The organism is Mesorhizobium sp. AR10 (genome assembly GCF_024746795.1).
GTDB lineage: Bacteria > Pseudomonadota > Alphaproteobacteria > Rhizobiales > Rhizobiaceae > Mesorhizobium.
Window position 1 is genome coordinate 4,759,595 of the sequence record NZ_CP080524.1, and the last position, 14,338, is coordinate 4,773,932.

Annotated in this window: 12 protein-coding genes and 1 pseudogene; 9 read left to right on the forward strand and 4 right to left on the reverse strand. The window is 62.4% G+C overall.

The features are described from left to right. The first annotated feature begins 70 nt into the window (after window positions 1-70). The 3 genes from LHFGNBLO_RS26630 to LHFGNBLO_RS26640 all read left to right on the forward strand — a co-directional run bounded on the left by LHFGNBLO_RS26630 (window position 71) and on the right by LHFGNBLO_RS26640 (window position 4,023). The gene (locus LHFGNBLO_RS26630) at window positions 71-3,172 is read left to right on the forward strand and encodes an efflux RND transporter permease subunit (RefSeq protein ID WP_258602262.1); all 3,102 of its coding nucleotides are present in this window, start codon (window positions 71-73) and stop codon (window positions 3,170-3,172) included. Between the two features lie 78 nt (window positions 3,173-3,250). After that, the gene (locus LHFGNBLO_RS26635; protein WP_258602263.1) at window positions 3,251-3,661 is read left to right on the forward strand and encodes a hypothetical protein; all 411 of its coding nucleotides are present in this window, start codon (window positions 3,251-3,253) and stop codon (window positions 3,659-3,661) included. 29 nt (window positions 3,662-3,690) lie between these two features. Beyond that, window positions 3,691-4,023, forward strand: coding sequence for a hypothetical protein (locus LHFGNBLO_RS26640; protein ID WP_258602264.1), 333 nt, complete (start codon window positions 3,691-3,693; stop codon window positions 4,021-4,023). Between the two features lie 47 nt (window positions 4,024-4,070). Here LHFGNBLO_RS26640 and LHFGNBLO_RS26645 read toward each other — a convergent pair whose 3' ends face one another. Then, entirely contained in the window at window positions 4,071-5,570 is a 1,500-nt protein-coding gene (locus LHFGNBLO_RS26645; protein WP_258602265.1) for a winged helix-turn-helix domain-containing tetratricopeptide repeat protein, read from the reverse strand. A 184-nt stretch (window positions 5,571-5,754) separates the two neighbouring features. On the opposite strand from LHFGNBLO_RS26645, the gene LHFGNBLO_RS26650 reads away from it, so the two are divergent. Beyond that, window positions 5,755-6,684, forward strand: a complete 930-nt coding sequence (locus LHFGNBLO_RS26650) for a nucleoside hydrolase (RefSeq protein WP_258602266.1) — start codon at window positions 5,755-5,757, stop codon at window positions 6,682-6,684. Window positions 6,685-6,938: 254 nt separating this feature from the next. Further along, on the forward strand, window positions 6,939-7,820 hold the full coding sequence (locus LHFGNBLO_RS26655) for a hypothetical protein (protein ID WP_258602267.1): 882 nt from the start codon (window positions 6,939-6,941) through the stop codon (window positions 7,818-7,820). 102 nt (window positions 7,821-7,922) lie between these two features. Here the strand turns inward: LHFGNBLO_RS26655 and LHFGNBLO_RS26660 are convergent, their stop codons facing one another. Continuing rightward, the gene (locus tag LHFGNBLO_RS26660; protein WP_258602268.1) at window positions 7,923-8,570 is read right to left on the reverse strand and encodes a class I SAM-dependent methyltransferase; all 648 of its coding nucleotides are present in this window, start codon (window positions 8,568-8,570) and stop codon (window positions 7,923-7,925) included. Between the two features lie 103 nt (window positions 8,571-8,673). Here LHFGNBLO_RS26660 and LHFGNBLO_RS26665 point away from each other — a divergent pair, with 103 nt between their 5' ends. From LHFGNBLO_RS26665 to LHFGNBLO_RS26675, 3 genes are all read left to right on the forward strand, one after another. Then, entirely contained in the window at window positions 8,674-9,180 is a 507-nt protein-coding gene (locus LHFGNBLO_RS26665; protein ID WP_258602269.1) for a DUF6932 family protein, read from the forward strand. 124 nt (window positions 9,181-9,304) lie between these two features. Continuing rightward, the gene (locus LHFGNBLO_RS26670) at window positions 9,305-10,582 is read left to right on the forward strand and encodes an XRE family transcriptional regulator (RefSeq protein ID WP_258602270.1); all 1,278 of its coding nucleotides are present in this window, start codon (window positions 9,305-9,307) and stop codon (window positions 10,580-10,582) included. After that, window positions 10,569-11,654 (forward strand): beta family protein, encoded by a 1,086-nt coding sequence (locus tag LHFGNBLO_RS26675; RefSeq protein WP_258602271.1) that lies wholly within the window; start codon window positions 10,569-10,571, stop codon window positions 11,652-11,654. Before LHFGNBLO_RS26670 ends, LHFGNBLO_RS26675 begins: the two co-directional genes overlap by 14 nt. On the opposite strand, the gene LHFGNBLO_RS26680 is transcribed toward LHFGNBLO_RS26675, so the two are convergent. Continuing rightward, window positions 11,596-12,213 (reverse strand): sce7726 family protein, encoded by a 618-nt coding sequence (locus LHFGNBLO_RS26680; protein ID WP_258602272.1) that lies wholly within the window; start codon window positions 12,211-12,213, stop codon window positions 11,596-11,598. The two genes, LHFGNBLO_RS26675 and LHFGNBLO_RS26680, sit on opposite strands and share 59 nt — an antisense overlap. A gap of 287 nt (window positions 12,214-12,500) precedes the next feature. Continuing rightward, a pseudogene (locus tag LHFGNBLO_RS26685) lies at window positions 12,501-12,774 on the reverse strand (ABC transporter substrate-binding protein); the annotation flags it as partial. 244 nt (window positions 12,775-13,018) lie between these two features. Between LHFGNBLO_RS26685 and LHFGNBLO_RS26690 the strand changes: the two are divergent. Further along, on the forward strand, window positions 13,019-14,059 hold the full coding sequence (locus LHFGNBLO_RS26690) for an aminopeptidase (RefSeq protein ID WP_258609911.1): 1,041 nt from the start codon (window positions 13,019-13,021) through the stop codon (window positions 14,057-14,059). The last annotated feature ends 279 nt before the right edge of the window (window positions 14,060-14,338 follow it).

The window sequence follows — 14,338 nt, forward strand, 5'->3', positions numbered from 1 at the left end:
GGCATCTCGTCAACCAATCGTTTTTGAACAGCCGGCGGCGCGGAGGCGCTGCGGCTGAGGGAGCAGCGCCATGACTTCTTTCAACCTCTCCGACTGGGCCATCCGGCACCGCAGCTTCGTCGTGTACCTGATGGTGGTTGCGGCGATTGCCGGTCTTTGGGCATACTCCTCGCTGGGGCGGGAAGAAGACCCGCCCTTCACCATCAAGACCATGGTGATCAAGACGATGTGGCCCGGCGCCGACACCAACGACACCGTCGAGCAGGTCACCGACCGCATAGAGAAGAAGCTCGAAGAGCTTCCCAACCTCGACTACGTCAAGAGCTACACCAAGCCGGGCGAATCCGTGGTGTTCGTCAATTTGAAGGACACGGTCGGCGCCGCCGACGTGCTGCCGCTCTGGTACCAGGTCCGCAAGAAGATGGACGACATCAAGTCGACCATGCCTTCGGGCGTCCAGGGCCCCTTCTACAATGACGAGTTCGGCGACACCTATTCGCTGATCTACGCGCTGAATTCGGACGGCTTGAGCCATCGCCAGCTGAAGGATCTGGCGAGCGGGCTGCGCGCCGATTTCCTGCGCGTGCCTGACGTCGCCAAGGTCGATCTGGTCGGCCAGCAGGACGAGAAGATCTATCTGGAATTCTCGACGCAGAAGGTCGCCGCCCTTGGCCTCGATGTCGGCTCGCTGTCGCAGGCGCTGCAGGCGCAGAACGCGCTGACGCCGAGCGGCACGGTCGATGCCGGTCCCGAGCGCATCGCCATCCGCGTCACCGGCGAGTTCACCTCCGAAGACAGCCTGAAGGCGATCAATTTCTATGCCAACGGCCACTACTTCCGCCTGGGCGATGTCGCCGAGGTCAAGCGCAGCTACTCCGACCCGGCGCAGCCTCTGTTCCGCTTCAACGGCGAGCCGGCGATCGGCATCGCCATAGCGATGACATCGGGCGGCGACGCGCTGGCGCTTGGCGAGCACGTCAAGGACAAGGTCGCCGAGATGGAACGTGAATTGCCGGCCGGCGTCGACCTGCGCCTGGTCGCCGACCAGTCGCATGTGGTCGAGGAGTCCGTCGGTGAATTCACCAAGAGCCTCGGCGAAGCGATCGCCATCGTGCTCGCGGTTTCCTTCCTCGCGCTCGGCTGGCGGCCCGGCATCGTGGTGGCCGTCGCCATCCCGCTGGTGCTCGCCATCACCTTCGTGGCGATGCAGTATTTCGGCATCTCCCTGCAGCGTATCTCGCTCGGCGCGCTGATCATCGCGCTCGGCCTGCTGGTCGACGACGCCATGATCGCCGTCGAGATGATGATCTCCAAGATGGAGGAAGGGCACGACAAGATCACGGCCGCCACCTACGCCTACACATCGACGGCCTTTCCGATGCTGACGGGGACGCTGGTCACCATCGCCGGCTTCGTGCCGGTCGGCTTTGCCCAGAGCGGCGCCGGCGAATATTGCTTCTCCCTGTTTGCCGTGGTCGGTATCGCGCTGGTCGTTTCGTGGGTGGTCGCGGTGCTGTTCACGCCGCTCACCGGCGTGGCGATCCTGCCCGAGCGCCTCAAGAGCCATGGCGGCCATGGCTCTTCGCGCTTCTCGCGCGGCTTCCGCGCCATGCTCGACATGTCGATGCGGATGAAGTGGCTGGTGCTGGGCGGAACGGCTGGACTGTTTGCGCTGTCGGTCGTCGCCATGGGCCTGGTGCCGCAGGAATTCTTCCCGAAGTCGGACCGGCCGGAAGTGATGGTCGACCTGACGCTGCCACGCACCGCCTCGCTGCAGGCGACGCAAGCGACCGTCGAGCGCGTCGAGACGCTGCTGAAGGCCGATCCCGACATCGACCATTGGAGCTTCTATGTCGGCCAGGGCGCGGTGCGCTTCTACCTGCCGCTCGACGCACAGCTGGCCAACGACTTCTTTGCCCAGGCAGTCGTCGTCACCAAGGGCCATGCCGTCAGGCAAGCGGTCATCGACCGGCTGGAAAAGGCGCTGTCGACCGGCTTCGACGACGTCATGAGCCGCGTCACCCCGCTCGAGCTCGGACCGCCGGTCGGCTGGCCGCTGAAGTTCCGCGTCAGCGGACCCGACGCCGAGCAGACCCGCGACATCGCGCAGCGCTTCGCGCAGGTGATCGGCGCCAACGCCAGCGTGCGCAACATCAACTACGACTGGAACGAGCCGGCCAAGGTCATCAAGGTCGAGGTCGACCAGGACCGGGCACGTGCGCTTGGCATCTCCTCGCAGCAATTGTCCGACACCATCAACTCGGTGCTGTCCGGTTCCAGGATCACGCAGATGCGCGACCGGACCTGGCTGGTCGATGTCGTGGCGCGGGTCATTCCGGAGGAGCGGGCCAGCATCGACACGCTGCGCACGCTGACGATCAGCACGGCCGGCGGACACCGGGTGCCGCTCGAGCAGGTGGCGAGGCTGTCTTACCAGACCGAGCCGCCGCTGATCTGGCGCCGCGGCCGCCTGCCGACGGTCACCGTCCAGGCCGACGTGGTGCCAGGGGCGGATGCGACTGCGGTTGTGAAGCAGCTCGAGGGCCCGATCGCCCGGTTCGAGGCCAGCCTGCCGACCGGCTATGATGTCGCCCTTGGCGGCGTCATGGAGGACAGCGCCAAGGCGCAGGCCTCGATCTTCGTGGTGTTTCCGCTGATGCTGTTCATCATGATGACGGTGCTGATGGTGCAGCTGATGAGCATCCAGCGCCTCGTCCTGGTGCTGCTGACGGCGCCGCTGGCGTTGATCGGCGTGGCTGGCGCCCTGCTGATCTCGGGCGCGCCGATGGGCTTCGTCGCCATCCTCGGCGTGATGTCGCTGATCGGCATGGTGATCCGCAACTCAGTCATCCTGATCTCGCAGATCGACCAGCATATCGCCGGCGGCGAGGAGCCGTGGGCGGCGGTGATCAGCGCCACCGAGCACCGGCTGCGGCCGATCCTGCTGACGGCGGCGGCCGCCATCCTCGGCATGATCCCGATCGCGCCGACCGTGTTCTGGGGGCCGATGGCCTATGCGGTGATGGGCGGGCTGGTGGTGGCGACAGCGCTGACGCTGGTCTTCCTGCCGACGCTCTACGTCACCTGGTTTCGCATCAAGGCGCCGGCAGAAACCGTCGCCGCGGCCGAACCGGTCGAGGCCATCGCCGAACCGCAACAGCTGGCCGCCTGAGGCGTCCGGCATCCCGGCAAAGCAAGGCGGGCGACCGCCTTCGCAGTCGCCTGAAACTCAACTGAAAGGAATTGAAAAATGTCGCCTACATTGGGAAATCTTCTCATCCGCTTCAATGCCGGCTTCCTGATCCTCGCATCGGCAGGCGGCCTGGCCACCGACATCGCCGGCTCGTTCTTCGGCAGCGGCGCCGAGGCCACCTTGCTCGCCGACGCGCCGGGCGCCGGCATCGGCTTCATCGAGGCGCACGGCCTGGCCCTCATAATCGGGCTGACGATGTGGCGGGTCGCCTATTCGCGCAACTGGCATGCCTTCTTGGCAGCCGTCCATGTCCTGCTCGGAACCGCAAACCTCTTGTTCTGGCAGTTCTTCATCGCCGCCGACGTGCTCATCGTCGGCTACGTGACGACCGCGGCACATTTTCTGTTCGTGGTTGCCCACCTCGCGGCCCTGACGGGCGCTGCCCGTCTTGCCGCGCCATCCCGCTGAACCTGGATCAAAGCTTAAGGAGAGAGAACATGCCTATGAAATCCATGAAGAAAATCCGCTCGGCCGCAGCCCTGCTCGCCATCGGCCTCGCTGCCGTCGAAATCATCGGCAGCACGGTGCCGGTCCTGTCGCTGGTCGGCACGGCCGAGGCCCGGGTCGGCCAGCCCTGGACCCCGCGTAGCGCCGCCGGCGTTGCACGGCGAAACACGACATGGCGCGTGCTCAGGCACACCACGGCCTGGGTCGCTACGCTGCCCACCGGCTGTGTCCGCACCAAGGTCAACGGGTTTGCCGTCTGGCGTTGTGGCGGCACCTGCTACCGGGCCTATCAGGGGCGCTATATCGTCGTTGTCGTCGATTGACCCGCCCCGGATTGGCCCGCTGTCGATTGCCCCTTCTGGGGCGCAGCCTAGGCGCCAAGCGCCAGCCGGATGCCTTCCGCCAGATGCGCGGCGTCGTCCGGGCTCTCGAACGGCATGGCCTTGGTCGCATAGTCGATCGGCGAAAAATCGGGGTGGCCCTCGTTGATGAGGGTGGCCTGCCGGCGCGCTTCGTCCATCTCGCCGAGCTGGGCGTAGCAGGCGGCTAGCCGCGTCCGGATCCAGGGCGTCGGCCGTGTCGCAAGTTCCAGCGCCTCCGCCGCCGGCCGGTAGTCGCCCATCATGTACAGCGCCATCGAGCGGTCGAAATGATACCAGTGCGGGATCATCGGATCGATGCGGATGGCGCGCGCCAGCCAGCCCAGCGCCTCGAACGGGCGCCCGCGCATGGTCAGCACAAGGCCCATCTGCTCGATGCAGTCGGCATCGCAGGGATTGAGCTCGAGCGCGGTTCGCAGATGATGCTCGGCCGCGTCGTGCTCGCGCATGTAGAGGCGCACCAGCGACTGGATGCGATGTCCGGTCGCCTGATCGGGCGACAACGCCAGGCCCCTGGCGACGTGGTCACGCGCCTGGATCAGGTCGGCGTGGCTGGACTCTTCGAATTCGCCCTTCAGCGCACAAGTCAGGCCGACATAGATATGGGCCAGCCCGTAGGCCGGATCCTTGGCGACGGCCGCCTCGAAAAACGCCCGCGCGCCCTCGATGTCGGTCTGGGCGGGGTCGCGCACCAATGCCACGCCGCGCAGCACCAGTTCGTAGGCGGCAAGGCTGGTGACCGGTTTGCGCGATGCCTGCTGCAGGCCGGCATTGCTGACCCGCCTTGCCAGGCGCCCAACTATCTCCTCGACGATATCCTGCTGGATGGCAGAAAAGCCGCTGTCGGCGGCTTGGTATCGATCGCCCCAGAGCTGGCTGGCATTGGTCGCGTCCACAAGGTTGACCGCGGCCAGTATCTGGTCTCCCTGCCGGCGCACCGAACCTTCGACGAGATAGTCGGCGCCGATGCGCGAGCGGATCTGCGGCCACTCCGAGCGCGCAAAGGAGGCGAAGGAGAAGCTGGAATTGCGGGCCAGCACCGTGACCGTGCCGAAGCGCGCCAGGCCGTTGATGATATCCTCGGCAAAGCCGTCGACGATCGGATCGTCGGCCGGGTTGCCGCTTTCGTTGCGAAAGCGCAGCACCGCAACGATCGGCTGCGAGCCGATTTCGGGCGCCGCCTCGACCTCCGCCGCCAGCATGTAGCCGCGTTTCGACACCGTGCGCACGAGGTCGTCGCCCAGCACCTTGCGGATTTCGCGGATCGACTGCGTCAGTGAGTCCTCGGTGACGAAAACACCCGGCCACACCTCATCCATGATCTCCGACTTCGGCACGACTCGGCCCATGTGCCGGGCAAGCAGCGTCAGCACCGCATAGGCCTTCGGCCGCAGGAACGCCGGTCCGTCGGCATGGCGCAGCGTGCCCTTGCCGAGGTCGAGCGTGTAGCCGCCGAAGTGAAACACCTGATCGACCGTGGCGATCTCCACCGGGACCCTCCCCTGATAGCGTCATTGGACATGCGGCAGGGATGGTACGTCAAGAGCCGGTTGCGATCAGGACAGCGCGTCGGCGGAGCGGCGTGGCACTATGTCTGCCGAGGGCCAGAACCTTGACGGGGCAGGAATGCCAGTCTCTTGTCCGACGGGCTCGGCCGACAAAAGAGGTGCCACCATGGAAAAGATCATTTTGGACTGCGACCCCGGGCATGATGACGCGATCGCCATCCTGCTTGCGGCAGGCAATCCGAAGATCGATCTCCTCGGCATCACCACGGTTTCGGGCAACCACAATGTCGAGAACACCACGCGCAACGCGCTTTCCGTATGCACCGCCTATGGCATCAAGGTGCCGGTGGCGAAGGGCTCTCCAGGTCCGCTCCTCATCGACCAGGTGCTGGCCGTCGAGATCCATGGCGCTACCGGGCTCGACGGCCCCGTGCTGCCGCCGGCGTCGTTCGAGCTCGACAAGCGGCATGCCGTCGACTTCATCATCGACACCGTCATGGCGCATGAGCCGAAGACGATCACGCTGGTGCCGGTCGGCCCCTACACCAACATCGCGCTCGCCGTGCGCAAGGATCCGCGCATCGTCAGCCACGTGAAGCGGGTCGTCGCGATGGGCGGAAGCTTTACGCGCGGCAACATCACGCCGGCGGCGGAGTTCAACGTCTATGCCGACCCGGAGGCCGCCGACGTGGTGTTCCGCGCCAATTGGGACGTGACCATGGTGGGGCTCGACCTGACGCACCAGGCGCTGGCCACACCGGACCTGCAGGACCGGGTGCGCGCCGTCGGCGGCCCGATGGCCCAGTTCATTCTCGATATCTGGGAGTTCATAGCGACCACGCATGGCGGCCTGCTGCAGATCGAGTATCCCGCCATCCATGACGCATGCTGCGTGGCGGCCATGATCGACCCGAGCGTCTTCACCACATTGAAGGCCGATATCCGCGTCGAGCTTGCGGGACGGTGGACCAAGGGCATGACGGTCTGCAATTTCGCAGAGATGGGCGGCATGCACCATTTCGGTGGCACGGCGAGCGAGCAGGACCGACTTTCGTCACTCCGTGGCGATGAAGCTCGACCATGCGAAGTTTTGTGACCTGATTGTGGATGCGCTGGAGCGGTTGGTGAAGGCCAAGGGGTGACTCCCCGCTTCCGAACGAGCTCACCTCAGCCGCATCGGCGTATGCCCCGTGGCTATGGACGAATCCAATCATGCGCAATAAGGATGGGGGTATGGTCTGCTGCGGCGCTTTCGCGCTGAGGCAGGCGACGTTCGATCAATGACGCTGCGCCGGGCGCCTTTCGATGTGACGCCGCCCTGCAAAAGTGTCGACACCGGGGGATCTGGTCATGAGCGACAACAAGCCGACCGTAGACGTTACCAAGGACTGGCAAGCATCGCAGGGCCAGAAGTCCGGCGCCACGCGCCTCCGGCTTTTCGCCGCGCTCTCGTGGCTTATTGCCATTGGCGGCGAGATCGCCGGCATTGTTTTGCTCTACCGGCACAAGTTCGACCAGGGAAACCTGCCGCTGCTGATCGGCATTCTGGTCGGGATCGCGATTTTCGCTATCGCCGGCAGCTTGCTTTGGAAGGCGGCCAACAGGAAGGATCCGGCCCGCGAATCCGAGACATTCCGGTTCTTCGTCCAGAACCAGCTCGGCGCGATCATCACGCTGATTGCCTTCCTGCCGCTGGTTCTGCTGATCCTCAACGACAAGAACATGGACCCGAAGAGCAAGAAAATTGCCGGCGGCGTCGGCGCTGTGCTGGCCGTGCTGGCGACGCTGATCGGGGTCAGCTATCAACCCCCATCGGTCGAGCAGTACACCCAGGACATGAACACGTGCGCGGAACAGATCAAGGCGGGGCAGCCGACCACAGCCTGTTCGCCCGAAGTTGCCGCCCAGGCGCAGGCGATCGCCACCGACTCCACCACCGTGGCTGAGGCGACGAAGGACGCGGCACACCCCAATGGCCAGGATGTGGTCTACTGGATCGCACCGGAAAGCGGCGCCGCGAAGTCCGACACCGAGCACGTCTTCCACCTCTGCGCGGCCGTCAGCCCGCTGAAGGACAAGACCGTCAACAGCGGCTCGGTGACGGAAGCCTACGCCCAGAACGCCATCCGCATCACCAAGCAGATCGAGATGGAACAGAAGCAGTGCGGGTTCACGACGGCGGCGGCACCCGCGGCAGCGCCAGCGGCACCCGCGCCGGCGCCGGCGCAATAAATCCGATAGCGTGCTGGCGCGCCCAGCCGGGTGCGCCAGCAGCATGGCAGCAAAGGCGGCCTGGGCTTTGTCCGCTCATCGCAGCGGTGGGAGGAACCCGGCCTATAGCTTTCTGAAAAAGCCGGACAGAATGTTGGGACCCGCCTCGCCCGGCCGCAGCCTGATCCCGTCCTCGAAGCCATTCAGCGTCACGCATTCGAAGCCGTGATGCGCGAGCAGCGCCACCAGGGATTGCCGGTCGAAATGGTGCAGGTGCTCGTTGGGCAAGCGCATCCGCCACGTCCGGAACCACGCGTCGCCATCGGCGCCAAGCTCACGCCAGCGGCAATAGGGAACGGCGATGGCCAAATGGCGGGCCTGAAGGCGGGCAAGAAAACCAAGGTCAGGAATGTGCTCGAGCACGTCGAACATGGCGACGAGATCCCACGAGCCGGCAAGCGCCTCATCCCAATCGACAAAGCGGACCCCCTCGGGCAGCGGAAACCTGGTGATGTCGAAGCCGGCGCAGTCGGCAACCCCGGTAATCTTGGCGGCTTCGACGAATGTGCCGGTGCCATAGCCGATCTCCAGCACGGACCGGGGTATTTCGCCTGTGATCCCCAACACCCAGCCAAGCCGCTGATAGCCGAGCTTGATGGTCCGGTCGCTCAGATCCTCGTAGTAGGAAATGTACTGCTTGTCGTATGTGATCGGTGTGGCGTCGATCTGGTGGATCACGCCAAACCGGTCAAGTTCGTAATTGTCCAACATTGGCGTGCGCCCCCGGGGATTTTGAAGCCTTACATGGCGGAGCTAAACGCAAGGTAAGCGGCCGGTGGCACGCCAAATCTTGGTGCTATGAGGTTGCTGTTGGATGATCAATACGCTCTGGCTCAAACGGCCGAGATGGAAGGCATGCCTGCTATCAGTTTCGGCCGTTCCATTCAGGCTTCCCAAACCGAATCCGGCGGCGACCAGATGGCCAGCCCTCCCAGGCTTGCTTTTTAGCGCTTACAACATTATTGTTGTAAGCATGATTCCTGCCCTTGTCCCATTGTCTGGCTCTCCGTGGGCCGTTCTGCCCCCTGGAGCACACGCGGCGAGTTTGAAAGATGTAGCGGCTGCTTTCGCAACGAACGCCTGGCGGCGTGAGCTTTTCGACGGCCTCGTTCTCGCCTCCGGCAAGCTGCGATTGGCTGGATGTCCGGCGATCTATCTCGACGGCAGCTATGTGACCGGCAAGCCGAGGCCCGGCGATTTCGATGCATGCTGGGACCCTACCGGGGTCGATGCGGCCAAGCTTGATCCCGTGTTCCTGGAATTTGCGAACGGTCGGGCAGCGCAGAAAGCGGCATTCAAGGGCGAGTTCCATCCTCGATGATGTGTGTGGATGTCGGGCAGGCATTCGTCGATTTTTTCCAACTGGATCGTTTCACAGGAAAACAGAAAGGGATCATCTCCATTCCGCTTTCGGCCGATCCGCTTCTCTCCGGGAAGGTACAGCCATGATTTACAGTGACAAACAGTATGGCGTATCGAGCGCGCAACTAACCAAGTTGCAAGATGCGCTTGCTGCTACGAAGGCGCGCGCATCGGATAAGGCATGGCTCAAGCAGGCGGAGATCGATGGGCTCAAGAGCCAGATCGCCGATATCGAGGCCGAGCTTGGTGAGTACGATCTGCTGAAATCCGGCCAGGTCTCGTTCTCGAAAACCTATGCGCTAGAAGAATTGCCACGCGTGCTGGTGCAAGCGCGAATTGCCTCCGGCATGAGCCAGACTGACCTCGCCGAAAAACTTGGCATGAAGCCGCAACAGGTGCAGCGCTACGAGGCGACCGACTATATGGGCGCAAGCCTTGGGCGGCTGATCGAGATTTCGAAGGCGCTCGGTGTGAAGGCGTCAGGAAGTTTTGAGGGACCGAAGCAGGCCGGCGGATCGGTGTTCGCGTGGGGCGATGCCGACGATGTCGTCTGGGGCCAGCTTCCCTACAAGGAGATGATCCAACGCAAGTGGTTTGATCTGCCGCGTGGCGCAAACCCAATCGAGCGCGTGAAGGAATATTTCCTACACGCGGCCGGACCACAATTTGCGACGGCGTTTCATCGCAAGAAGATGCGCAGCGGGAACGTGCCGAACGAATACGCCCTGCTCGCGTGGCAGGCGCGCATTCTGGAGCGGGCGCATGGCAAAATCGGAGCCGGTGAGGTTGGCATCTTCGAACTGGATGACCGATGGCTGCCGGAGCTGGCACGTCTTACCAATCGCAAAGACGGGCCTAAGCGTGCTCGCGATCTGTTGGCCGAGAAAGGCATCGTTCTCATTGTCGAGCGTCACCTTCCGGGGTCGTATCTCGACGGCGCGGCCATGCTCGCCGATGGTGAGACCCCGGTCGTAGGCCTTACGCTGCGCTATGACCGGCTGGATAATTTCTGGTTTGTGTTGATGCACGAACTGGGTCACGTCTTTCTGCATCTCTTCGACGGTCTGCGCTTTGACTTCTTCGATGAGGAAGGCGGCAACTACGGCGATGCGATCGAGGCGGAGGCCGATAAATTTGCGCTCGACGCTGTGATACCGGAAGCATTGTGGGATCAGTGTCTCTCGCGTTTCGCGCTGTCGGAAGAGGCAGTGCGGATCGATGCCGAGACGATCGGCATCGATCCGAGCATCATTGCAGGGCGCATCAGGAAGGAGCGCGGCAACTACACCATCCTAAACGATTTGGTTGGTCAGGGTCACGTGCGTTCGCAGCTTGAGGAGGCTCCCGATGATCTTGACTAAAGACATGTATGTTCCGGCGCTGCGGTGGCGCATGGCTGAATATCAGGCTTTGATGCGCCTGGCTGCAAAAGCGCAAGAACGGGTTGTCCCATACATCACGATTCCGGAGCGCGAATTCGATTTTGATTCCTGGCAACCGAAAAAGACGATCCATGAGCACGTCCATCCTTTTGTCGCCCGCTATGAGAAGAAATGGGGCAACAGACCGGCGTGGATCGGGGTCCATCCAAGCATTGTCGACGGTGTAATGAATGACGGGCGTGACATTCTTACTTACGTGTTTGACGGCTTGCGGAAGTCCGACGCCAGGGCCGTGCCCTCGATCCGGCTTGATGCCGAAAGTCGTTTTCAGAATTCCGTTGCCACAATCATCGGGCAAGACGGGCAAGGCGTCGCCATTGCCGTACGGCTCGAAGACCTGATGAAGAAGGATGCGTTTGCCCGTGTTGTTGCAATGTGTAGATCGCTTGGGGTCAATGAGGACGAAGTCGATCTCATTATCGATCTCGGTGAGCCAAACTTTGAGCCCTACGATTCATTCTCGATCGCGCTGATTGCTGCCTTGCGCCGGCTGGGTGACCTCAACCGGTTTCGCAACTTCGTGCTCGTGGGCACAGCAATTCCGGAAACGTTTAAGGGTGTTGCGAAAGGGCAGGATGAGCTGCCACGTCACGACTGGCTATTCTTCCAGACGCTTCTCTCAAAATTGCCGTCGGGCATGAGACGACCGAACTACGGAGACTATACGATCGTCCATCCGGACTTCACCCCGCAGGACATGCGCAAAATCAAATCGGCGGGAAAGATTGTTTACACTACAGGTAAGTCCTGGTGGATCCGCAAAGGTGGTGCGTTTCGGGGCAATGAAGGGCAGATGCACGAGCATTGTGCGGTGCTCGTGGCGTCAGGCGTCTTCAAAGGGAATGACTATAGCTACGGAGATGACTACATCGGCAAATGCGCTATCAAGAAAGCTCCGCCGAGCAATCTCACGCGATGGAAGGACGTAGCAATCAACCATCACGTGATGCACGTGCTGGACGATCTCTCCACGTCTGGCGCTGCGCCATGAAGGCGCGGATGGAAGCGGTGATTTCGCGAAGGGTCATGGCTTCGCACAGCATCTCGTAAAGCTGCTTTCTCGGCCGGCGGAGGTCTTTCGGCGCAAATCCAGCCTGGCCCAGGAGTTCGATGACTTCGTCACGCCAGAGCAGATGCGACATCATGACCGGATCGATCTCGGGATTGGCGGCGGCGTTTCGCAGCACTTGGAAGTTGATGCCGCCTCTTGGTCCCCGCTCGGCCGCGATCACGCCGCACCATTCGGGAGCGTGACTCATGATGCCTGCCACATGCTTCGGCGCGGTGACGAGTGTTAGCTTTTGTAGCGTCTGACGGTAGATATCGATCTGGGCCGCGAACCGGTCGAGATTGTCCTTGGCGCTCTTGATTTCATAGCCGTGGATGCAGCCGTTGATGACGGCCACGTCGATGCGGCTCCTGGCATGCGCGAGGCCAAGTTCGTCGATCACGAGTGTATCGGGATGAGATTTGGCGCGACGCAATCGTTTGGCGTGTAGCGCAGAGCGAATGTCTGCGTCTGTCGTTCCCAACTTCGTCATGACCGGCATCGTTATCCCCTCAGGTTACTTTCTGCCGGATGTTTTGCTCCAAGCCAAGGTGGCATTCTGACTCACCTGACATTTCTCAAGCGTGTCACCGGCGATGCCCGCTCCTGGTGGTCGGAAAGCCGGCTGGAACGACCGACTTCGGGCGCGAAGCGGGCCATTCACCGTCCGCGGGACAAGGTGTCCTTTGGCTCAAAACGGCCTTTCCCGCAAAACCAGCCTTGTCCCAAAACAAACAAGGCCCCTCTCGGGGCCTTGCCATCTCAACCTCAGTGGCGAACTCTAGCCCCTCACTTCCCCATCAGCTGCTTGGCGTTCTCAGCCGTAATCGCGGTCGTTTCCACCGTTACCGTCTCGTCCACCGAGGTCGCGCAGTCGAGCAGGATCTTTTTCGACATCTCGATCGCTTCCTTGGCTCCGGTCGGGTAGGTGAAGGTCGCGGTCCAGTCGCCCTTTGGCCACCGCCTCGATGCCACCGGCCGGGCCCGGCAGGCCGTCGGTGCCGATGATCCTGACGACCTTGCCGGCGCCTTTGGCAGCGAGCAGCGCGCCGGCGGCCATCACCGGCAGATTGGGGGAACACGGCATCCCAATGGACAGTCCGTATCTCCCTCCTCCGCCTGCGGCGGACTTCCGTCAATCGTAGGCGAATGGCCGCATTGCCAACCCTGCCAAAGTCGAAAGTCTAACCCGCTGCCCCAGCAGACCTTGACGAAAATTGGTGCGCCTGTTTGAGAGCGGAGATCGAGACATTTGCTGCATTGGGAGATGATCAAGCGGTGGGCAAACAGTGAAGCGCGTTCTTCGAATGCTTGCCGCGGTGATCATGGCGTCCGGGGTGACCGGCTGCACGAGCATTTCCTACTACGCGCAGTCGCTGGAGGGTCACGTGCAGATCATGGCCGCGCGGAGGAATGTCGGGAAACTCATCCGTGATCCTTCGACGCCTGAGGCATTGCGCGCCAAGTTGACGTCGGCAAGCGCCATACGACGGTTTGCGACAGATGAGCTGGCACTGCCCGAAAACAACAGCTACCGCAGCTATGTCGACATCCATCGGGACGCCGTGACCTGGGCCGTTTTTGCGGCGCCGCAATTCTCGCTCACGCCACGAACATGGTGCTTTCCGGTTTTTGGCTGCGTTCCATACCGGGGTTACTTTGCTCGCAAATCCGCGACTGAGAGCGCGGTCGAGCTTCAGAGACAGGGGCTGGACGTCTATGTCTCGGGCGTCACCGCCTATTCCACGTTGGGCTGGTCCAGTGACCCGCTGCTCAGCACCATGCTCCGTCAGGACGACACGTATCTCGCAAGCCTTGTTTTTCATGAATTGGCGCATCAGCGCATCTATGTGGATGACGATTCCGCATTCAATGAGGCTTTCGCGGTTGCCGTCGAAACCACCGGCGTAAGGAAGTGGCTCCGCGCCGCTGGCGACCGGGCCGGATTGCGCCGCTACGAAGTCGATCGCAAGCGCAGCGCCGATTTTCTCGGACTGGTCTCGAAAACCCGGGACGAGTTGAGGCGGGTCTATGAAAGTTCCCGCACCCCGGAGCAGATGGCGGCGGCCAAAGCAGCCACGATCGACAGACTGCGGATGCGCTACCGGCAGATGCGCGATATCAGCGGGGCCGGATACCGGAGATATGACGCCTGGTTCGATGCCCCGATCAACAACGCAAAGCTCGCCGCGACTGCTGTCTACGGCGAACAGGTTCCGGCCTTTCTCCGCTTGTTCGACTTGTGTTCCGGCGACTATCCAAGGTTTTACGCTTCTGTTCGACGGATTGCGGATTTGCACAAACCTTCCCGTGCCGAAGCGCTGAAGGCTGCGGATAGGTGTGGTTGACTTGAACAAGCACGGGACCCGGCAATGCTCCGATGTCAGATGTGGGCCGGGAGCGGACTGGGCGGCCTTTGGCCAGGAAGCTTTGAAAGCAGACAGTTGGCACCCGAGCGAACGATCTGCTGATGGGGCGCTGCCTCTCGAAGGTCGAAACCTGTCGGCGACGCCCATAGGCCTCATTCATATCATTTGCCACAGATTGTCGGCCCAGCTTTTGCTCATTAGATGGGGTAACACCAAGGTATCATGAGCTTGCTGTTCTGCTGTTTGTGGGATTCTGTG

What these genes read in the sequence shown, in the direction of transcription:
- LHFGNBLO_RS26650 (WP_258602266.1), top strand. Translation starts at nt 5,755, where the DNA reads ATGGAAAAGATCATTTTGGACTGCGACCCCGGGCATGATGACGCGATC.
- LHFGNBLO_RS26655 (WP_258602267.1), top strand. Translation starts at nt 6,939, where the DNA reads ATGAGCGACAACAAGCCGACCGTAGACGTTACCAAGGACTGGCAAGCA.
- LHFGNBLO_RS26630 (WP_258602262.1), top strand. Translation starts at nt 71, where the DNA reads ATGACTTCTTTCAACCTCTCCGACTGGGCCATCCGGCACCGCAGCTTC.
- LHFGNBLO_RS26665 (WP_258602269.1), top strand. Translation starts at nt 8,674, where the DNA reads ATGATCAATACGCTCTGGCTCAAACGGCCGAGATGGAAGGCATGCCTG.
- LHFGNBLO_RS26690 (WP_258609911.1), top strand. Translation starts at nt 13,019, where the DNA reads ATGCTTGCCGCGGTGATCATGGCGTCCGGGGTGACCGGCTGCACGAGC.
- LHFGNBLO_RS26675 (WP_258602271.1), top strand. Translation starts at nt 10,569, where the DNA reads ATGATCTTGACTAAAGACATGTATGTTCCGGCGCTGCGGTGGCGCATG.
- LHFGNBLO_RS26640 (WP_258602264.1), top strand. Translation starts at nt 3,691, where the DNA reads ATGCCTATGAAATCCATGAAGAAAATCCGCTCGGCCGCAGCCCTGCTC.
- LHFGNBLO_RS26680 (WP_258602272.1), bottom strand. Translation starts at nt 12,213, where the DNA reads ATGCCGGTCATGACGAAGTTGGGAACGACAGACGCAGACATTCGCTCT.
- LHFGNBLO_RS26635 (WP_258602263.1), top strand. Translation starts at nt 3,251, where the DNA reads ATGTCGCCTACATTGGGAAATCTTCTCATCCGCTTCAATGCCGGCTTC.
- LHFGNBLO_RS26670 (WP_258602270.1), top strand. Translation starts at nt 9,305, where the DNA reads ATGATTTACAGTGACAAACAGTATGGCGTATCGAGCGCGCAACTAACC.
- LHFGNBLO_RS26660 (WP_258602268.1), bottom strand. Translation starts at nt 8,570, where the DNA reads ATGTTGGACAATTACGAACTTGACCGGTTTGGCGTGATCCACCAGATC.